The organism is Acinetobacter sp. AS5 (assembly GCF_048957595.1).
Classification (GTDB): domain Bacteria; phylum Pseudomonadota; class Gammaproteobacteria; order Pseudomonadales; family Moraxellaceae; genus Acinetobacter.
The window spans coordinates 1-18,998 of sequence record NZ_JARDAL010000059.1 but is presented as its reverse complement, the minus strand read 5'-3'; the positions used below and the strand labels follow the sequence as shown (position 1 = coordinate 18,998).

General features: G+C 35.0%; 21 protein-coding genes. 3 read left to right on the top strand and 18 right to left on the bottom strand.

The window, feature by feature from the left end; translation table 11 throughout:
* Positions 1 to 446: 446 nt before the first annotated feature.
* The 6 genes from PV763_RS15385 to PV763_RS15360 all read right to left on the bottom strand — a co-directional run bounded on the left by PV763_RS15385 (position 447) and on the right by PV763_RS15360 (position 6,258).
* Complete coding sequence (locus PV763_RS15385; protein WP_010591556.1) at positions 447 to 1,253, bottom strand: hypothetical protein; 807 nt, start codon at positions 1,251 to 1,253, stop codon at positions 447 to 449.
* 228 nt (positions 1,254 to 1,481) lie between these two features.
* Positions 1,482 to 3,122, bottom strand: a complete 1,641-nt coding sequence (locus PV763_RS15380; RefSeq protein WP_046127682.1) for an LPD1 domain-containing protein — start codon at positions 3,120 to 3,122, stop codon at positions 1,482 to 1,484.
* Positions 3,123 to 3,140: 18 nt separating this feature from the next.
* Entirely contained in the window at positions 3,141 to 3,524 is a 384-nt protein-coding gene (locus tag PV763_RS15375; protein WP_042892771.1) for a hypothetical protein, read from the bottom strand.
* Between the two features lie 6 nt (positions 3,525 to 3,530).
* Complete coding sequence (locus PV763_RS15370; protein WP_043041614.1) at positions 3,531 to 4,298, bottom strand: hypothetical protein; 768 nt, start codon at positions 4,296 to 4,298, stop codon at positions 3,531 to 3,533.
* Between the two features lies 1 nt (position 4,299).
* Positions 4,300 to 5,622, bottom strand: a complete 1,323-nt coding sequence (locus PV763_RS15365; RefSeq protein WP_043041615.1) for a hypothetical protein — start codon at positions 5,620 to 5,622, stop codon at positions 4,300 to 4,302.
* A gap of 90 nt (positions 5,623 to 5,712) precedes the next feature.
* Positions 5,713 to 6,258, bottom strand: a complete 546-nt coding sequence (locus PV763_RS15360; RefSeq protein ID WP_223213854.1) for a hypothetical protein — start codon at positions 6,256 to 6,258, stop codon at positions 5,713 to 5,715.
* A 48-nt stretch (positions 6,259 to 6,306) separates the two neighbouring features.
* Between PV763_RS15360 and PV763_RS15355 the strand changes: the two genes are divergently transcribed.
* Entirely contained in the window at positions 6,307 to 6,660 is a 354-nt protein-coding gene (locus tag PV763_RS15355) for a hypothetical protein (RefSeq protein WP_044432035.1), read from the top strand.
* Between the two features lie 99 nt (positions 6,661 to 6,759).
* On the opposite strand, the gene PV763_RS15350 is transcribed toward PV763_RS15355, so the two are convergent.
* On the bottom strand, positions 6,760 to 7,506 hold the full coding sequence (locus PV763_RS15350; RefSeq protein WP_044432037.1) for a hypothetical protein: 747 nt from the start codon (positions 7,504 to 7,506) through the stop codon (positions 6,760 to 6,762).
* A 60-nt stretch (positions 7,507 to 7,566) separates the two neighbouring features.
* On the opposite strand from PV763_RS15350, the gene PV763_RS15345 reads away from it, so the two are divergent.
* On the top strand, positions 7,567 to 7,929 hold the full coding sequence (locus PV763_RS15345; protein ID WP_046127683.1) for a hypothetical protein: 363 nt from the start codon (positions 7,567 to 7,569) through the stop codon (positions 7,927 to 7,929).
* Positions 7,930 to 8,078: 149 nt separating this feature from the next.
* Here PV763_RS15345 and PV763_RS15340 read toward each other — a convergent pair whose 3' ends face one another.
* Genes PV763_RS15340 through PV763_RS15320 form a run of 5 tightly spaced genes read right to left on the bottom strand, consistent with a single transcriptional unit; the run spans position 8,079 to position 11,195 of the window.
* Positions 8,079 to 8,972 carry a hypothetical protein gene (locus tag PV763_RS15340; RefSeq protein WP_044432041.1) on the bottom strand — a complete coding sequence of 298 codons (894 nt, stop codon included), beginning with the start codon at positions 8,970 to 8,972 and terminating at the stop codon, positions 8,079 to 8,081.
* A gap of 15 nt (positions 8,973 to 8,987) precedes the next feature.
* Positions 8,988 to 9,767: a M48 family metallopeptidase gene (locus PV763_RS15335; protein ID WP_044432043.1), complete on the bottom strand. Its 780-nt coding sequence runs from the start codon at positions 9,765 to 9,767 to the stop codon at positions 8,988 to 8,990.
* The gene (locus PV763_RS15330) at positions 9,760 to 10,248 is read right to left on the bottom strand and encodes a hypothetical protein (protein ID WP_044432045.1); all 489 of its coding nucleotides are present in this window, start codon (positions 10,246 to 10,248) and stop codon (positions 9,760 to 9,762) included. The genes PV763_RS15335 and PV763_RS15330 overlap by 8 nt, the downstream gene beginning before the upstream one ends.
* A gap of 9 nt (positions 10,249 to 10,257) precedes the next feature.
* Complete coding sequence (locus PV763_RS15325) at positions 10,258 to 10,767, bottom strand: hypothetical protein (protein WP_046127684.1); 510 nt, start codon at positions 10,765 to 10,767, stop codon at positions 10,258 to 10,260.
* 5 nt (positions 10,768 to 10,772) lie between these two features.
* Positions 10,773 to 11,195 (bottom strand): hypothetical protein, encoded by a 423-nt coding sequence (locus PV763_RS15320; RefSeq protein ID WP_046127685.1) that lies wholly within the window; start codon positions 11,193 to 11,195, stop codon positions 10,773 to 10,775.
* 164 nt (positions 11,196 to 11,359) lie between these two features.
* Between PV763_RS15320 and PV763_RS15315 the strand changes: the two genes are divergently transcribed.
* The gene (locus PV763_RS15315) at positions 11,360 to 12,013 is read left to right on the top strand and encodes a hypothetical protein (protein ID WP_096911489.1); all 654 of its coding nucleotides are present in this window, start codon (positions 11,360 to 11,362) and stop codon (positions 12,011 to 12,013) included.
* 64 nt (positions 12,014 to 12,077) lie between these two features.
* Here the strand turns inward: PV763_RS15315 and PV763_RS15310 are convergent, their stop codons facing one another.
* From PV763_RS15310 to PV763_RS15285, 6 genes are all read right to left on the bottom strand, one after another.
* Positions 12,078 to 12,590 (bottom strand): hypothetical protein, encoded by a 513-nt coding sequence (locus PV763_RS15310; RefSeq protein WP_046127689.1) that lies wholly within the window; start codon positions 12,588 to 12,590, stop codon positions 12,078 to 12,080.
* Between the two features lie 7 nt (positions 12,591 to 12,597).
* Entirely contained in the window at positions 12,598 to 13,728 is a 1,131-nt protein-coding gene (locus PV763_RS15305) for a hypothetical protein (RefSeq protein WP_044432052.1), read from the bottom strand.
* Between the two features lie 679 nt (positions 13,729 to 14,407).
* Positions 14,408 to 15,253, bottom strand: a complete 846-nt coding sequence (locus tag PV763_RS15300; protein WP_228199070.1) for a hypothetical protein — start codon at positions 15,251 to 15,253, stop codon at positions 14,408 to 14,410.
* A 125-nt stretch (positions 15,254 to 15,378) separates the two neighbouring features.
* Complete coding sequence (locus PV763_RS15295) at positions 15,379 to 15,981, bottom strand: hypothetical protein (protein WP_046127688.1); 603 nt, start codon at positions 15,979 to 15,981, stop codon at positions 15,379 to 15,381.
* Complete coding sequence (locus PV763_RS15290; RefSeq protein WP_420938162.1) at positions 15,974 to 17,764, bottom strand: hypothetical protein; 1,791 nt, start codon at positions 17,762 to 17,764, stop codon at positions 15,974 to 15,976. Before PV763_RS15290 ends, PV763_RS15295 begins: the two co-directional genes overlap by 8 nt.
* Positions 17,765 to 17,931: 167 nt before the next feature.
* Positions 17,932 to 18,408 (bottom strand): hypothetical protein, encoded by a 477-nt coding sequence (locus tag PV763_RS15285; protein ID WP_044432065.1) that lies wholly within the window; start codon positions 18,406 to 18,408, stop codon positions 17,932 to 17,934.
* Positions 18,409 to 18,998 lie beyond the last annotated feature (590 nt).

The window sequence follows — 18,998 nt, the reverse complement described above, 5'->3', positions numbered from 1 at the left end:
GGACAAATTAACTCTATTTTATAAAAGTATCAATAAATTCATTAGGTTCATGAACCAAAAATTTATAATTATTTTTTTATTTATATAAGTTATTGAAAATAATAAATAAAATTATTAAAAGTTTTATTAACTAGACTTCAGGTGAACATAAGTTAAAGTTCGAATTAAAATGAATAGGGTAGTCGCAATTTCCAAAAAATGACAGCTCATGTGTCGTTTAGATACTAACAATTTGTTTATTATAACAAATCTTAAGCATGTTAGCTGTCGTCATTCTTTGATACGGTCTACGTACTACCGTACAATCATCAGCTATATTCATGGTGTTACTTTGCATAATTTACATTTTCTGCATTCAAACCAATCAATCCAAAATTACGTGCACGTTCGAGACACATAAGCTGTCATTGACGACACATGTAATGTCACTGGTTGCGTTCGTGCGTCTATTTCCGTTGAACTATGCTATACCTTGAATAGCCAGCTACTCGGTTCACTGAAATACTGACCGACACGTTAGATTTCAGTTTTAAATCAAAATAGCGATCAATCGTCACAATTAGATGTTTTACATAATCAAAAACTACATATGTTAAATCCTTTAAATCATTGTTCTGGTGTGCAACTTCAATAAATTCTGAAAACAACGCTACACCTGTTTCGTTGGCCAGATTCGCTAACTGATTATCCAATCCGGCAATTGCCGTTAATTCTGATGCAATCACCACTTTATGCATTGCTGTTTCCGCTTCAATGCCTTTGTACTCAATCCCCTTGTATATATAGACATCGTTTTCTCGTTTGCCTTGGTTCCAAGGGTTATCCGTACCATCCAGTCTAGGCATGCTGTACGGTCGTTTTAGTTTTGCTGGAGGTGTTTGTTTAGCGGTGACTTCATAAAGGTTAAATACGCAATCTGTGTAGCGTTTAAGGCTATGGTATGTCAAAGCTTGCTGTTTGGCGGTCAACTCCCGTGGTGATACATGATTCACCAAGGTTTTGAACATTTCTAATGATTCTGGTGTGAACGATCCATCTTTTTTTGCATTGTCCATCAGGTCTTTTTTAGCCCATTTATGCTTTAGTTTTTCCGCTTCAGCATCAGATATTTTCTCTCCCCGATACACGTATCCACGCGCTGCGTTTGAATACTCAAAATCTGCTCGTTTTACTGCCTTGTAGACCATTGTTTTTGTCATTTGTTTTGCACCAGTTTTTCCCATAGTTGTGGCGACCGCTTGAGGGCTTAACACGTACCCATTCTTTTTCGCTTCGGTCGTAACACCAAAACTCGTACCCTAAACAACAACGTTTATTCACGACATAGCGGTAGGTGTTGCAGATCGTAAGCATATTCTCAGTGGCGTTAACTTCCCAAGGTTTAAACGCAATAAGCTCTGTTATTGCTTCCCTGTAAAGTCGTGTTGCTTTGGGATTATTGAATAAGATCCGTTCTTTTTTTGAGGTCTTAGTGATTGCATTCATTTCGTCCACGACCTCACTAATGCTTTTAGCCAATCATCCATCAAATCAACTAAAATTGCCCGTTCTCTGCCTGTTGGATATGCGCTTAACTTCATATTCCAACTATTTGCCGACTCTTCTGTGCCGTGCACCAAAAACCCATTTTGTTGATCATTTTCAGCCAGCTTATCCGTCACCCAACATTCAAACAGTCTGGCAAAGATTTCTGTTGGCTGTGACCAATACATTGACCGTGATTGATCTAGGTGCATGGCGTTATTCATAAAGCCCGTACCGCCTTGTCTTTCTTCGTAATCAAGGTATTTGGTTGACTTAAAAGTAAGATAATTAACCAGCTTGATAAACTTATCTGCAGTCTGGCCATCTTTAAGATGTTTGTATGCTGACTCTTGATGATTCTGTACTGAGTAACGCCCTTTACTGGTGTAAAGAAAGTATTCGCTAAAAAAGTTATTATTGAGTCCGTTTCGTTTTGCCAAAACACAATCAAATCCGTGCGCGAACTCATGGGCTAGTGCTCCAACACCTTGCGTCTTGGTCAAATGAATAAGCATATTACCTGGTTCAAAGTGAGCTGCTGCGCTATCAACGCCTGTGCCACGCGAACCGAATGCTATTCCTAGCTTACCGCCTAAAGATGCGAACGTAACGGGTAGACCTAGAAGTTCGACAAGATCCATTAGTGAGTCATACGTGCAATTCAGAAACCATGCACGTTCCTTTTGATTTACCCAATTACCGAACTCGACTCCAGAAAATTTGAAATAGTCCATAAGCAACTGGCTATCGATGTTTTCACCCTTTCGATGGTCCTTACCCTCGCGTACTTCAACTCTGTCGTAGCGCGGTCTTTTTGGGGGTTTTGCGCGTCCTTTTTTGGGTTCTATGACTCGTTCATCTAAAATTGGCTGAAAAAATGTTTTTACTTTTTCTAGTGCTGCATTGAATGTGTCGTATTCTGTCCAATTATCTAGTGTTTGAAAGCGCTTTGCTGAAATGGATTTAACGGCATACCACTTATATTGACCAGTCTCAGTGTTTAATAACTTTTTGGCACCATAATTATCTGCATCAAGTACACGATCGTCTGGCCATCCTAAAGGGATTAGATTATTTAAGCGTAACTGTGTGTCTGAACTAAATGATAGTGGGTGTTTAACTCTGCGATTGGTATGTCGTCCAGCTGAGTAGCGTTCTAAAATATCTTTTTCACTTCGTCCAGCACCAAACTTAACGGTCATGTACGCATTAAAGTCGTCTGTCAGTTGTTCTAAAAGTTCGTAGTGTGAGCTTTCATATTTGTTTTTTAAGAAGTGTAGTGTAGCAATGTAGGCATCATCCCATTGCTTTTGACCTATGCTAAACCAACCACCCCCTAAAGGCTTGTTGGTTAAGTTTGCATAGACCAAAGAAAATAATAGTGCATGTTTTACAGGTTTGTGGCCAGATTGGGCATCAGCTCTAAAATCAGGCTTTTGCCAATATTCCTTTTTAGTCACTAGGCTGTCAGACTTAATTCCATTCATGTTGCCTGAAAAGTCTGGTGATGGGTTGTCTTTACGTGCACCAGCAAACTTTTTACCTACATCCGTAATAGGACCATCTTTTTTTTCATTACTATTTATTTCTTCAGTCATAGCTAAACCACTTAATTGTTAGTTGCGTATATCGTCCAAGATCTCTGACAGATCAAACAGATTAATATCTTTGAGTTTCGCTTCAGCATTGATGCGCTCAAGTAATTTCATAAAGCCAACAAAAATAATGTGTGGTATTGGTCTATTGTTGATATGCACGGGTGTTGACCAAGTGCGTACACGCGTTTCGCATATTTCAAGCCCTTGTTCTTCAAAAAGCTTGATCAATGTCGGGATGTCTTTGTCTAGTTGAGTAAGGGCTAATAACGACCGAAATACATCATTTAAGCTAATAGAGTGGTGATGATGGTTCGGATTGTGCTGTTTTCTATTGTCGCCCTGTTGTTGATTAAAGTAATGATGGTTTTCGCGGTTTTGAGATGGTCTGTTTAAATATTTCATTTGTTATTAAGCTCCAAAAAGATAGCTGTAAATCAGGTACAAAATAAAAGTTATTGTTAATCCCGACACCAATAGAGAATTGATCGGGTAATTTTCTAAGTTAAAAGGTTTTCTGTGATAGCTCACTCCCCAATCTGAAACAGATCCTCGCTCTACGGCACTGTAAAAGTTAGTTTGTGAGGCGTTTAAACGGTTGTTGTCTACTGATATGAATTCCAGTTTGCACAGCAATTCGTCACTCAGGTAGTTAAAGAAAGTCGTTGGTGCACCATTTGATAGGATGTGTATAAAACCGACCTGTTTTTGGGTATAACCCATTCGCTCATACGCTTTTTGAAATTCGTGCGTTAAAGTCGCACTAAACTTATCCCCCTTATTTTTGCCAATCAGTTCAATTGGTGGCTCAGCTCCAGCCTGAATAAGCTTGGTGAATTTAGGACTACCACAACCCCAATTTTGAGAGATCCAAACACCGCGTTTTGTGTCGTGAATCAAACCATCAACAATGACCACGGCTGCATCACCGATGTCGCCGTTTTCTTTTTCTGTAAATTCGGTGTTATCAACGTCTTTTCTGAATTCTTCAGGCATTGGCCTTAAAACTTCTAAAAGATTGGTACTGTCACTTTGTACATGACCAGTAGCCAAAATCATCGACTCAATTTTTTTTAGGGCATGTTCAGGTACTATCAATACTGAATGTACACGCTGGTCATACGCATCAGATTGAATGTCTTGAGCTTCGGTATTCTTTTCAATAGTGCTTAATTCCATATTATTTCTCTGCCTGAGCTTTCTGGTATTCAACTGCAGTCTTCATTGAATATTCGGTATCATCTTCGTGCTCTGTACCAACCATGCTTTGCTGACCTTGGTATATACCTTTAACAGCATTGACGAATGCGTTATGCGCCGTAGCGTTGTAATACGTTAAGTTTCCAGCACTGGTCGAATCATTGAATGTCAAAGTATTAGGAACATGCCAAACTGCTGAATAAGCCTTGCCATCGATAACAACAATAGGTTCAAACTCGACCGCTTCACGGTGCTTGGTTTCATTCCATGGTGTATAGAAAACAGTATTGTTTTTGAGGTTGTAGACCTTGAATACGATCTGGCCAAGATTCCGCATTTTGGCCTCTTTGTTGTATGCCTCTAAAACCTTGTCTTTTTGGAAGTCTGTAATTTCAAGCTCAGGGTTCTTCGTAATCACCAGTGTTTCATCAGACGTTTTAATCTCAGATGGAACGTAGATTTTTGAACCTTTAGGGAAACGTCCTGATTTCTCCAATGCGGATCTAAACTTGTTATTTGCAGCCAAGAAGTTGCCAAACTCACTACTGAAGTAGCTGTAAAAATTTGATGCACTGGTGAACATGCCAAACTGATTCACCCGAACAATCTGCTCAGATACAGTGGATGCCAAACTTGCATATGGTTTGCCCGACACATCAATTTCGCGCCATTTGTAGTTACGTACACCTACTTCTTTGTCGCATGCATCATTAAACATAGATGTAGAAACAATATCGCCGTCCAAGCGCTTCACATAAGCAACCGGGTAACTGCGGATAGGTGCCATACGAACAGCTTTGTTTGAATTGGTGTAAAAGCCAGATGACGAAATGATATTTTGTTCAGATGATTTAATTTGATAACTTCGTAATGTATTTAGCTGTCGATCAAAGCTATCAATTTCAGATTCATATAAAACATCACCCTCAACAGATGTTGCGATTGAATAAGGGGCATACATCACATCGCCCTGAACTTTATCCATGATCTGCTCAGCTTCAATACGATATAACGGCTGTGAGAACATGCCATTTGATGCCAAAGCTGGTAGATCTCCCCCTACACCAAAATTACACGCTACTTTGTGGTTGGTGGTAGAAAGGCTTGATTGAGGTAATTTGTAGTTAGATGGATTGTAAGTGGTAACACGTTCATCATATTTGCGAACTTGTTCCTCAACTTTCTTTTCAATGGGATCTATTTGTTCTTCTTGAGATGCAGTATCAGTATTTGAAGGCTCTAACTTATCACAACCAAATAGTAAAACTGACAATATCGCTATGGTAAGGGTTTTCTTATTCACTACTTAATGACCTAACTTAAAACTACTAATACCCCACATTATAATTAAAAATAAGTATTAATGAAGTGGTATTTAATAGTTTAAGGACTTTTAAGCGAAAAACCCAATATCATTAATTAGTTTTAACGAACATTCTTTTAATGCAACTTCATAACCGCCGTTAATATTAAATGTAAAAGCAAATGGTAGCATTTTATCAATCGCAAATATCTTCTCTAATAAGTCGTTGTTTTCTGCAGATGGCTTATCCTTTAAGGCATATTGCATGGAAAACTTAGCATTTATACCCGTGCTTTTATATACAGCATTTATTTGTTCTTTAAGGCATTTTTCAACTTCTTGCACTGTATTGAAAATAAAATTCTGATTAACAGTGAATTTATCAGTTTTCAAAGATCCAAAGGTCCACGCCAGACTCTCCGAAACCACATACCCTAGAACAGTCTGCAATTCTTCATCTTCAAATTTGTGATAATGAACGTATGATTTAGTTTTACCGTTAAAATATAAAATAGAAATGGAGAACAACACCTCTTTGTGAGCATATTTAAAAGGTACTTCCACAAGACTATAAAAGTTTAATAGCTCAACGTTAGAGGCTTTAGACATATTTTTTAAAAAAAGTTTTAAAGACATTGAAGTGATTATACTAAAAATATCAAAGAAATGTTAAAGGGTTTAAAAATGGATACAGTTGTTCTAAAAAATAGTTTAATTGCTAGTTTAGTTTTTGTATGTGTGTTCCTGGTGTTCCAAAACATCGACCATAGAGTTTCTGAACGTATACAGCTTGAGTCAACCAGTGCAGCATTCGAGTCGCTTGATAAAGACTTTTCTGCGATCAATAGAAATGTGGATACTGAATTCAATAAGCTGCCTAAGTACGTGAAGCCCAGCAAAGAACAATCAATCAATGATGCATTGGAATTCATTAAATTCTCGAAACAGACCTTTACTGACACAATGGCCCAAAATAAAGAACTTTTAGCAGAAGTTAAGGGTTTTGAGAAAAAGGCAAATGATGTTTTAGAAAAATAATAGTTATTTTAAAAAGAAAAATGGGAAGCTATAAGCCTCCCATTCTTTTAATGTCGTAAGAAACATTTAAATTTTGTTCTTAAAAGTATTATAGTAAAACTAATAATTTATGCAAATACTTTTAACAGAAATAGCTAAAAGGTCTTTAACACTTAACGAATCCGAATAACTTAGACAATGTGAATAAATTGTTAAAGTAGTCGAGTGTATATGTAAAACATTGGTATACCCATTAGAGATATGCGAATTATTATATATGTAAAACCTAACATACTTTTTAGTCGTATCTTGCGTAAAACTTACCAGATAATCTTTTGTGTTTTCATTTATGTTATCTTCGTATTGCTCTGTTATGCTCAGGATCTCTTTGCTGTTCAGCCAATAACTGCCTGTTTTATCTTGTTTAATCTGTTCCAAAATCAAATTATTTAATGACTGGTACTCTTTCGTTATTGCTTTGGCATATCGTTTTGATGACTGATGTTCTTTCCAGTCAATTTTTGCTTTCTTAAACAATTTGAAGGCTGTAACCGCACACAATATAGCTGAGATGGTACATAATATTATTCTACTACTATCACCTATAATGCCAATAATTCCTAAATGCACATCTTTTGAAAATAAACCGTTCAAAGATAGGTATACGCCAAAGATACAAAAACTTAACGCAAAAACCACAACTAAGATTAAAGTTGCTCTAATTAAAAGCTCATTAAAAGTAATTTTTCTTAAGCTTTTGGTATAAAGCTTAATCTTATCTTTTTCAGATTTTAACATTTTAGCCAAGAACTTATGTTCTCTTTTTCCTCTGCTAAAAGGTGGTGTTACAGCATCTTTAAAAGTCATGTATAATCTAAAGTATTTTAACGTTCCATTAAATATACACTACACCTGAGCCTATTTAAAATGAAACATTATAGAATTATCGCTATTTTAATACCTTTAATATTTTCAGGTTGTGCAGCAAGCCACTCAGACAAAGAGCTTGTTGACTCTTATTACAATGACCAACAAAAAACAATAGAAAGCGATGTAGATCAACTCGTTAACTCCTACTCCGCTAAAGTCGTTACTCAGTACTACCCTGAACCATACTTCAATCCAACCAAGCCAATACCGCATTATTACGCTTTAAAGCTTGATGAAATTGGTATCCCTTACCCAAAAGAGCTTGTATACGACAATGCCGACTATAATTTTTATAAAGAGCAAGCTAAGTTTAATGCAAACAATAATGACGTAATTGAAACAGATCACCACGATCACTAAAACTTTTTTATTGTAGGTGTATTAAACTATTGATAATTTAAGGTCATGAACTTTCGTAAGGGAATGGCTTTTTGTTTTCATTATTGACCTCTAAGGTGTAGGCAAGAAACAGAACTTTTGTTGAGGGGCGTTTCTTGCCGAAACCTTTCTTAATCCCTTAGATGATAAGCACCTGGATTCGTTTTCAATTCTTTATCTAACATTATTAGCTTATTTAACATATCTTGGTTTGTCGTCTTGGGAATGATCCAACCGCCAAAACTAATATTGTTTAATTTGATGTTAGGTAGTGGATCTTGTCTATTTTGTTCCAGTAACCAAAGATAGTTTTCACTACAAACAAATAAGACTTTTAATTCCTGATCAATGCGCCGTAAATCACAATATCTGAATAGGTTTACGTTACCTGGTGCTTCAGCATTGATAATTGGTTTTTTTCTTGTTTTTTCACCATGTAACTTAAAGTATTTAACACAACTTTCAATGTCACTTTTTAAATTGATTGGTGCAGTTTCTATTGGTGCTTCTGATAATTGTTCTTCAGCATATTCAAAATAGATCCAACATACCTCTTGGTCTTTTAGCTTTTCAAAAAGCCAATCTGGAACGTCATGCAATTTTTGTTTTAGTACAAATGGTTTTCCTACATTCGTAATCTTGACGCTTCTTTTCTTGTACGTGTCCAGCTCCCCGATCTGCTTCACGCCACTTTTATATAAATAACGGTTTTTGAGAACAACATTACTCTTTTTTACCTCTTTTTCAGGTTTAGGATCAGTACTGGATTTTTCAGGCTCAACATTCAAACAAAAGTAATCTATTCCTTTGGTGAACAATTGAAACTTCCCCTCCTTTTCAATTAAGGCAAAATTCCCTCTGATTTCAGCACCTACTATATCTTTAGATATTAGAAATCGATCATCAACGGTTTGTTCATTTAAGAGCAGTAAAGCCGATTTAAAATCTACTTTGTGTTCTGGTATTACAACATAACCGTGGTCAAACAACTTTTTGCTCACTCGGATAACTGTGTAAATATCCATAACCAGCTCCTTTTATTATTTCCTGTAATTTTGGTTGATGTAGTCTTGGATCTCTACAATTCGTTTTTCTGAAGTAGGATGCGTTGATAAGAAATCAATTTTAGTGCCCTGTTTTTCTTGGGCTACTACTTTATTCCAAAAGCTGATTGCGCCCTGTGGGTTGTAACCAGCACGAACCATAATATCAACACCTAGAAGATCCGCTTCACTTTCAAGTTTGCGCGAACCAGGTAAGTTAACCCCATAATCGCCTAGTAAGCTTGTGCCAGATACAACCATGTCACCTAGACCAGCCGAACTAGCTGCAAGCACACCTAAACCAGTTAAAAGCTTTTTACTTACCTTTTCACGCCCATGATCACGTAAAGCATGTGCAATTTCGTGGCCGATCAGTGCAGCCAATTCATCATCAGTTGCATTAATTTTTGTGATAGAACCAGTCAACACACCGATCTTGCCTCCAGATAGACAAAACGCGTTGATTTCATTATCTCGGATTGTATTAACTTCCCAATTCCAATTTGCTGCGTCAGCTCGATAATGTGGAACTTGTGCGATAAGACGTTTTGCTACTCTATTTACTTGAGCGTTATTCACAATCAATCCACGCTGTTTAGCAGTCGTGATGATGTTGTTGTAAGACTGAGTACTTTGCTGAAGATATTCTTTTTCAGAATACAACATGATTTGTTTGCGTTTAGAACCCATTCCATCAATAGTACTAGATACGCAACCAGTTAAAAGAGATCCGGCAACAGCCAAAACACACAAAGATTTCATCTTAAAATCAAACATTTTGTTTTCCTTTATTTTTAAAAACATTTAACAAGTTAAAACTGCGCTTATTAAGCTTGTTTTTATCTTCCAAATCAGTAATGCATTTAAACTCTTTTAAGATGTTTTTGTAATGCTCTTTTTGTTCATTTTCTGACTTATTAAAACCTTTCAAAGCTAACTGTTCAATAGTTTTAGGGCTGAATAATTTCAGAAGAACTATATTTAATATTAAAGTACCAGCCAGTAAGCCCAACGCATAAAGCTGAACAACTGAAGTACTGTATTTAGGTTCCATCGGACCAAGTGAACCAAAGCATATAAAGCTAAATACAGATAAAGTAACTGCAGCTATAAAACTAGATACCGTAACTTTAATCTTGAACTTATATCGTGCAATTAAAGCGACCATTAAAAAACCAAAAAGTATGGTACCAATTGCCGTAGCCATTATGACTAAAAAGAGTCCAGGGTTTGTGTTTGATGGATCTAACATTTCCATAGAATATCCTTAAATAAAACCCTTGCTTTCTAATAGGGTGAAACGATCTTTAAACAGTACAAAGAATGTTTTTTTAACGCTTTCGTACTGGTGTTTGATAATGTCTAAAGCACTATCATATGCACCTAGTTTCACGTAATTAACAAAATTGGCATGATCAAAACCTTTAAGTTTGTGACGTTTAATAAAGTCCTTAAAGTCTTGCTCTTTTTCTTTAAATTGATTCTCAAATTCAAAGAAAAGTTTGCCTAATTTCATGCTGTATAGTTTTAAATTGACAATAAATTCGACTAAAGGTGTTTCATTTCCTCTAATCGTAACCAGCATGTCTTTATCTTTTGTGATTTCGAGCGATGGTAAAAAATTAGAAAAATTAACCAGTAGATCACTTAATAAAACTTGTTTATTAAAGTATGTGACCAAAACAGGTGCGCTATCTGGCACATACGCTTTGATACGTTCAAATTTACTTAAAGCTTCTGGAGAAGCATGACCACTAAGGGCTAATTTCACTAACATATAATTCACTCGACATCTAATTCATTTTTTAAAACCAATTTGTATTTTGGATGAACCCCAAGTCTAAGTTGAAGTAATGTCCACGCTTGCTTTGTTATTAACTTTTCGCCACTTTCAAACTTTGACCACTGTATATTGTTGTACAAGCCTATGTGACTAGACATTTTGGTTTTACTTAAACCACTCCAGACTCTTAGTTGTTTTCCTAAGACTGGTATTGGCACCAGCATTAAACCATTGTCCTCTTGTTCCTTTAAAATCTTTAAAGCTGCCTTTTTACCTACTAATTGACCGCCATCTTCACATATATAAGTAATACGAGCTGTATATTGTTCAGAGTTTAAGCATTCTTCTAACAATGCTAGAACTTCATCCTGAGGATTCGTTAAACCCTCTCCAATCGTATCGCCTGTATCAGTTTTAATCACGCGTTATACCTTTTAAGATAGATATTCTTATAGTATATACGAAAAACATTTAAAAGATTTTTTTAAAAAAACAAAATGTTCATTTTTTGTATTTTAGCTAAAACCGCTTATAATATGATTATTGGTATTAACCAAAGTTTAAAACATATTGAAAGGTGTTTAAAATGACTAACTCTAAAACTATCGCTAAAACCAAAGAGAACCGCTTAAACAAAAATGGCAGTTTAAGCAAAACGGACCAACGCAAGCTTAAACCTATTTCTTTTTGCTTATTAGATACAGAACAAGTGACAATGCTGGAGAAAATTGAAAAGTTTCAATATGGCAATTTCTTTAAAAACATTATTGCTTCTATGACTGATGAAGAAGTTGAACAGATCGCGAATAGCAACAAGAAAAGCGATCCAATCATTCCTCAAAAATTACTAGATCTAAACATCACAAAAGGTTTCTTATCTTGTCGTTCAATTGCAAAGGTGCTTTTTAAACACAATAAAGTTGAATCTATGCTGCATGAGCTACGTAACTTTATCTCTGACGAATTCATTTTAAAGTTAGCTGAAGACCGCAACTTAACACTATCTATAAGCGACTCAGAAGTCGATTCTAATACTTCTTCAGGTATGTTTGATGATCGCTATGCGATGGCTGATACTGGCTATAAGAGCCGTACAACACCTGTTTTCAATCAGCAAAATATTGAATCTATAAAATCCATTGTTCGTGAACATGAGAAGCTTCCAAAACATGTCGAATTAGACAATGATTTCATTGAACAGTTTATGAATGACAATCCTGAAGTATTCGCAAAATTATAAAAACACAAACAAAAAAACCATCTGATTTTTAGATGGTTTTTTTATGTCTTAATTATTTCTAGAATCAGCTATAAAGCTTCGCTGGCTCGTCTGCAACTGGTATCACTGGCTGTACTTCTTGCATAAGAATTTTAGTCACTTCATCCAGTGGTGCAATATTGGAAGGTAAAAACTCTATTGCTTCAGGAAATTGTGATTTAAGGTAAGCATCTATGGCTTTGTGAATAGCTCGGTACCATTCTCGCGATTCGCTCTCTAAATTAAACATGCTTGAAATTGAAGCTTCTAGATCCGCAATATATTTACTTGGTAGTAAAGCTTTACGCTCCATATAAGCTTGATGTGCCATAGCAAGCCAGATAAAGCGATTTAATTCCTTACTACTTCCCTCTACTCTATTACCTTTAAAGTTCAACGTTCTAAATTTGCAAATGTGAAAATGTTGCTCACTAAAATATTTAAAGAAATCTTCATACTCAATTACAGAAATGGATTTTTGTAGCACCAATGGTATATCTAATGCGAGATCCACTTCGACTTTACGTGTACCAATGCCATTTTTAATAACAAATTTCATATTCACCTCAAAATAAATTAAATTGTTTAAAGGTGTCTTTATCATTAAAAGTAACCAGGTGATGCGATTCAATTAACGATTTAAGGTCCTTAGCCTGAGCAACTGGCTGTATTTCAATGCTGGCGATTTGTGCAGCTTCATGAATCAACCCTATGATTTGAGCACGGCTTTCTAAATATGCAGATAGATCGCGAGTTTCTTTGAATGAAGAAATGACAAAGTTAATATTCTTTTCTAAATTCTCACTCAAACTGCTTAGTGTTTGGTTAATTGGTGCATACTTTTCTATATGCTCTAAGACTGTTGCATGATCTAGAAAAAAACTAACTTCCAGCAATAATGAATTGTAAAAATCAATAAAGTTCGTTTCTTTTTCAAAGATGAAAATTTCTTGGCCATCTTCGTCATTAGGTATCTCAATTGAACCTTTTGAGATCTCAAAACTTTCATCCCCCAACAATGTATGCAGAATTCGGCCTAAGTGTTCTGCATGTGGTTTGCTGTTAGTAAAGTTGATTTTCAAGTTTTCATTTGAATCAGCAATACGGACTAAAATATAGTTTGTTGTGTGAAATAATTCATCTGCATTGTCAGTAAAATTCAACATTGAAATCTGATTATCTGTTCCAGCATCAGAATCAAGTTGCTTATCCAAAAATTCATGGTTATCAATAAAAAGCTTAGCTACACCGTTTGTAATAATGCTTTCGTATTCACCAAAGTTTTGTGCAAGGTATTCGCTCATTAAATTTGGCAAAACTTCTAATAAACTTTTTTTAAGATCCGATAATTCAATAGCAGAATTGAATAACGAATCTGGCACAAGGTTCTCTACCTCTTCATCAAGCGCTTCATCGTTTGGTGACAACCCTTTTTGCTGTGCAATTGCATTACGGAAGGAAGCCATAATTGAGATTGTCAAAATTGAAAGTGTTACCGTTTTAACCCATTCACTTTTCACATCGTTAGGCACGTAAAAAGCGCAATTACTAACCCACTGGTGTTTATGATTAAGAATCCGCTTTAAAGGGGTTTTAGTGGCTGGAAAAATTTCAAAGACAGTATTTAAGATTGGGTTTTTACCCAATTTGATACTTTTATTATTACCGTAAAAATAGATGCTGCGAATATCAGACATAATATACTTTCTTAAACTTAACATTGGTTACATATTATCACTGATTTAGTTTTAAAAAATATTTTTTAAAACTATTAATTTTATTTTTTGTGTTTTAATTCTGCCCTTGAGACTGCTTTTAAAACCAAATAAAATAGGTAACTTTTGCTTAGGCTACGGTGGGAACTTGGTATTACAGTGTTATTTGGTAGCTAAAAAAAATATTAATAAACTATTGATAGTAAAAGAGATAAGGAATAGATAGATTTCTTTGCGTGTAGGGATGTACTTTTCATCAAACATTTTGTTTATCGCATACAGAACTGAAGAAAAACATAAAATGAATATGATGATTTGCAATATATATGATGGAGTATTGAGGGTTTCTGGTAGATATTTAATCTTGTATATCGTTGTATTTAAAAACATTTCAAACACAAAGAATACAACTACAAAGATGTAGCAAATATTGAAAATGGCAACTAAGTTGTATGCCGATTTGAGTACCAGGCCTGTCATCGATTGTTCACTTGAATCAATCTCACCCGTTTTTGGAATTTTAAAAAGCACAATGCATTCCAGTTTTAAGAGTGTATCTATTATACTTTTAGAATACCTTTTATCAACTATAAAACTTTGTTATTAAAATAAAAAAATGGCCATTTAAGACCATTTTAAAACACCCTACCCCCTTTTAAGACTAGCCGTTGTGCTTATCTTTAGAATCACGGTAAGTAGAGATATGGTAGAAGAAAAAGCACGATAAAAGTGAGAAAAGCACCAACCCGAACGTGTTCCAAAATCTGCTATTTGATAGTTCAGAAATACGTTTATTGATTTCTGAGATAACACATGGATTCGCTTTTGCAACTTCAACATTTACATTGCAGACTTCAGCATATTGGAATAGGAATGTTTTATGGCCAATGTCATACATTTCTTGGATCTGGTTAATATTGGTCGTATTCAGAAAAACCATAGCAAGAGAGATCAGTGCTACAAATACAGAGATAACAAGAAAGCACTTCACAATGATTTCACGAGCCACATCATCAACACCACTTAAATATCTTTCGAGCAATATATTTAGCTTAGTTCGACCATCAAGGATAATGTTATAGTCATGTTTTACTTCATTATTTCCTGTATTGTTTTGATTTGTTGGTTCAACAGGAATGTCAGACAATTCGGCTGGTAAAGTGACTGCAACTACATCTTTTTGTTCTTCAGGTGCTAAACTTTTATTGCTGCTGTTTGATACAAAATCTTTTAATAAGGGTACTGGCTCACTTTTAAGGTGTTCTGTTTTTACATCCTCGTGAGCTGACTCATTTGCATCGAACAAGATCTTGTCTGTTCTTTCTGGATGCTTGAGATGTATATATTGATAAATAAAATAATTGATCTTTTGCTGTAAGACCGGGCTTTTATCAACTTCACTTTCCACATCTGCACCAAAAGTCTCAGTTATAGATGATTTTAATTCTTGTACTTCGGATTGATTGAGCAATTGATATAGTTCATATATTGTTTTAGAACTGATCATGATAAAACCCACATTAATATGCATTAAACTGTTAGTAGTATATAGAATGTGGTTTTAAAATAAATAGGTATGTTTTAAGAATAAAAAAAACCGCCTTTTAAGGACGGTTTAAAAGGGGGGTTTAATTAGTATAAACAGTTGCCGTTTGCACCAATAGAGCGTCCATTCTGGCTTAAATACCGTTGTACGGTGTTAGCAACATCTCTTGGGAGTTGATTATTCACTTTTTGTATAACATCGACTTTGTATTTATTCTGACAACTCACAATACCAGCCAACATGTTATTGATCAGTGATGTATTGTCTTTACCATCCAATTTACGTGTTTCTTCGTTTATCACTATGAATTGAACAATATTTAGATAGTTATTCGTGAGGTTGTCACCACTTTTTGATGACTTGTTTAGATTCTCAATGGTCGAATTCAAGTTATTCATTCGTGCTTCAAGGCCAGAATCACCAGTGATATTTGCATTATTGTTTTGGTAACGCGTAGCTGTGGTGTTCCGATTAGAATTATATTGTCTTTGCTGTATCGGCTGTTGCTGAACCTGAACTGGTGCTTGCTGTTGAACTTGACCAGGTGCTTGCTGTTGTTGAGCTGGCACTTGCTGAGTTGATTCTTCATTTGAAGTTGCTTTTTTATACCAATCACTAAAATCGGCATTTGCACTACTACTCAATATAGTAGCCGTAAAAATTGCACATAAATAAAGTTTATTATTCATTGTCTGAACTCTCTTTACCGTTGTAGTTCGCTGGACTAATAGCTTTTAAACTGAACTCATTTGCAAGTTTCCACAACCGCATAAATGTCTTTTGCTTTTCTTGTACCCAATAGTCCTTATCTTTTTTTAGAAGATTCTTCAATACATCTGAGTTCAAGTGGAAATTATCATCAAAAAAATGTTCAAACAGGAGTTCTGTTAAATAGTTTTGAGTTAACGTTTTTTTATTTTCATTACCCGTACCAAAGAATATTTGGCAAAGCTTTGTGCTTTCACACACGAGATCTATGTATTTTTTCTCGTCTGCATTTCGCTGGTGGCGCAAATGAGGATGTGTAATAAAAATAGAATTACGTATGAAAGCATAATCAATAATTACAGTAGCTTCCGTTTTCTTTGAAATGTACTCAGCGTTTGTAAGAATTTCACAAGTGGTAACATCAACTTTGTCGCGAATATTAATGAATTCGCTTGAGAAAGTAGATGCACTTTTGTTTTCGATCTCAACTTTCTTATCACGATTTCTCAGATAAAGTAAATTATCTGCTTGCTTCATATCGTTTAGGAATCTTTCAAAGAAGTGATTACTTTTATATAGATCTTCTAGAGCTCGCGTAACATAAGACGCAACCAAATTAAGATTTTTAGCTAAATATGATGGTCCATTCTTAGTTGTATAAGCAGCTAAACGATCCTTAACAAGTTCTATTACTTTTTCAGGTTCACCATTATTTAATCGAATTGCTGAAGTGAAGAGCGCATTACTGATTTTAAGCTCATTGCCCTGTTCATCCTGAACCTTTGCACACATTTCATTTAATGTATTAAGCGCTTTACGATAGTTGGACTTCAACTGAATCTGAAAACGATAATTGCAAAAATCGTCACGATCTGGTGTACGCTTATTGCATGGTTCATACTTAACAGAAATAAATAATTCAATAGATAGATTGCTATTCAGTCTTTCTAATGAAACAAGAAGTCGTTTACGGTAAAAATCACTTGCTTTGTATTTAAATTCTACTGAAAATTCGGTTAATGCTTTGAAGTCAATGTAAGGAATAACCACTTCGCCACGAAACTCATTGATCTTCATCAAGTTATACATATAAAGATCAAAACGGTCCTTAAATCCAAGAACCGTTAAAGTGTCGAGAACTGTGTAGCGCCCTTTTTTATCAAAATCTAATTCAGACAGATTGGCAATCAACGTTTCTTCAAGCTGATAGCAAATAAACGCATTGTTATCTAATTCAAAATAGCCCGTACTGGCAAACATTCTTTTATGAGTTACGCTGTCTACGTCATTTCTTGAAAATGGTTCGCTGTCCATTTGGCGTAAAGAGCTCATTGGTAGCATCACTTTACCAACACTATTTAGCGTATTCCATGCCAAAGATTTGATACGGCCATTGCTGAGGTAATTAGCTTTATTTTTGAATAAAAGAATTTGACGGATGTATTCAAAATTCAGAACAAAGTTGTTCGCTAGTTGTAATGCTTCAATTTGGGATAATTCAGGTTTTTCAGCGATAACGCGCTGCAGCTGATGTGCATACTTATTTTTGGCATTCACCAGCATTAAGTAAAAAACGAATTGATCAACAACTGGAATATCTAGATAACATTCGACTATGAAATTACTGATTTTGTTGCCGTAACCCAAGAGATCCATGGTTTTTGTTTCGGCATTAATAATTGAGTCTTTGATTGACTGCGATAATCCAAAAATTTCATCTTCTGAAATTCCTTTACTTATGCAGACTTGTGAAGAATCTTGCATAACTGCTCCACTTTAAACAACGTACAACGTACATTGCCTGAGATTGAATTAAAAAATAAAACTAAAAATATATTTGCAACCCAACTAACGTTGTAGTCTTTTCGCTTTAAAGCTGTGTATATACTAACTAAATTTTAGACAATAAAAAAGCCTCGTCAGAGGCCTAATTACGCAATTAACATTATTTGTTGACCGATCTGCGGTAACTCTAGTTTAGAAGTAGTGAACCTGTATGGTAGCTTCTCATATATGCTTTTAAAACTAAGAGAATTTCTAAAAAAATCAAAACTTTTAGTGAGTTTAAAAGTAATATCGCCACTTGATAAGATTTGAATTTCGTCAATCATAGGTGCTGCAGCTTGCTTCACATCTGTATCAATCATAAATGATAAATCACAAGCTTCTCGCATGATCTGGTTGATAGTTTTCTTATTAAAATCTAGACCTGTAACGTGGTTAACTTTTTCAGCTGATACAACGTATCTACCGTCTTCTGCAGAATAAAATGCATTTAAATTATCAACTAGAATAAGCAATTCGGCAGATAAAACACCTTTTAGCAAAATATCAGACGAGCCAGAGCTAAACACATTGAAGTTAATGAGTATTTTTTGATGTCTAAGACTAAATGATTGAAATTGCATATCTCGAATTCCCATAGGCATTCTGAGTAGACATTATAGCATCAATTCGTTAATTAGACTACGATTAAATGCATTTTTAACAGTAATTTCTTAATAAATAAGACTATGAAAAACAGTGCCTTATATGAGAAATATTCACAATTACAATGTAAGTTAACCAATGTAATATAGGCACCCAGCGAAACTTTTTTATATGTGGATGTAAACTTTCTTCCGTCCTAATGACGTAAGTTATTGATTTATAGTGGTGCCAAAATACGAGCGAAAGTTTTTTACAACTGGATGTAAACTTTCTTCCGCCCTAATGACGTAAGTTATTGATTTATAGTGGTGCCAAAATACGAGCGAAAGTTTTTTATAACTGGATGTAAACTTTCTTCCGTCCTAATGACGTAAGTTATTGATTTATAGTGGTGCCAAAATACGAGCAAAAGTTTTTTACAACTGGATGTAAACTTTCTTCCGTCCTAATGACGTAAGTTATTGATTTATAGTGGTGCCAAAATACAAGCGAAAGTTTTTTACAACTGGATGTAAACTTTCTTCCGTCCTAATGACGTAAGTTATTGATTTATAGTGGTGCCAAAATA

Coding starts and splice junctions, on each gene's coding strand:
- PV763_RS15285 (WP_044432065.1), bottom strand. CDS start 18,408: ATGCAATTTCAATCATTTAGTCTTAGACATCAAAAAATACTCATTAAC.
- PV763_RS15380 (WP_046127682.1), bottom strand. CDS start 3,122: ATGACTGAAGAAATAAATAGTAATGAAAAAAAAGATGGTCCTATTACG.
- PV763_RS15290 (WP_420938162.1), bottom strand. CDS start 17,764: ATGCAAGATTCTTCACAAGTCTGCATAAGTAAAGGAATTTCAGAAGAT.
- PV763_RS15345 (WP_046127683.1), top strand. CDS start 7,567: ATGAAACATTATAGAATTATCGCTATTTTAATACCTTTAATATTTTCA.
- PV763_RS15355 (WP_044432035.1), top strand. CDS start 6,307: ATGGATACAGTTGTTCTAAAAAATAGTTTAATTGCTAGTTTAGTTTTT.
- PV763_RS15305 (WP_044432052.1), bottom strand. CDS start 13,728: ATGTCTGATATTCGCAGCATCTATTTTTACGGTAATAATAAAAGTATC.
- PV763_RS15360 (WP_223213854.1), bottom strand. CDS start 6,258: ATGTCTTTAAAACTTTTTTTAAAAAATATGTCTAAAGCCTCTAACGTT.
- PV763_RS15340 (WP_044432041.1), bottom strand. CDS start 8,972: ATGGATATTTACACAGTTATCCGAGTGAGCAAAAAGTTGTTTGACCAC.
- PV763_RS15335 (WP_044432043.1), bottom strand. CDS start 9,767: ATGTTTGATTTTAAGATGAAATCTTTGTGTGTTTTGGCTGTTGCCGGA.
- PV763_RS15375 (WP_042892771.1), bottom strand. CDS start 3,524: ATGAAATATTTAAACAGACCATCTCAAAACCGCGAAAACCATCATTAC.
- PV763_RS15330 (WP_044432045.1), bottom strand. CDS start 10,248: ATGGAAATGTTAGATCCATCAAACACAAACCCTGGACTCTTTTTAGTC.
- PV763_RS15325 (WP_046127684.1), bottom strand. CDS start 10,767: ATGTTAGTGAAATTAGCCCTTAGTGGTCATGCTTCTCCAGAAGCTTTA.
- PV763_RS15310 (WP_046127689.1), bottom strand. CDS start 12,590: ATGAAATTTGTTATTAAAAATGGCATTGGTACACGTAAAGTCGAAGTG.
- PV763_RS15350 (WP_044432037.1), bottom strand. CDS start 7,506: ATGACTTTTAAAGATGCTGTAACACCACCTTTTAGCAGAGGAAAAAGA.
- PV763_RS15295 (WP_046127688.1), bottom strand. CDS start 15,981: ATGAATAATAAACTTTATTTATGTGCAATTTTTACGGCTACTATATTG.
- PV763_RS15370 (WP_043041614.1), bottom strand. CDS start 4,298: ATGGAATTAAGCACTATTGAAAAGAATACCGAAGCTCAAGACATTCAA.
- PV763_RS15315 (WP_096911489.1), top strand. CDS start 11,360: ATGACTAACTCTAAAACTATCGCTAAAACCAAAGAGAACCGCTTAAAC.
- PV763_RS15300 (WP_228199070.1), bottom strand. CDS start 15,253: ATGATCAGTTCTAAAACAATATATGAACTATATCAATTGCTCAATCAA.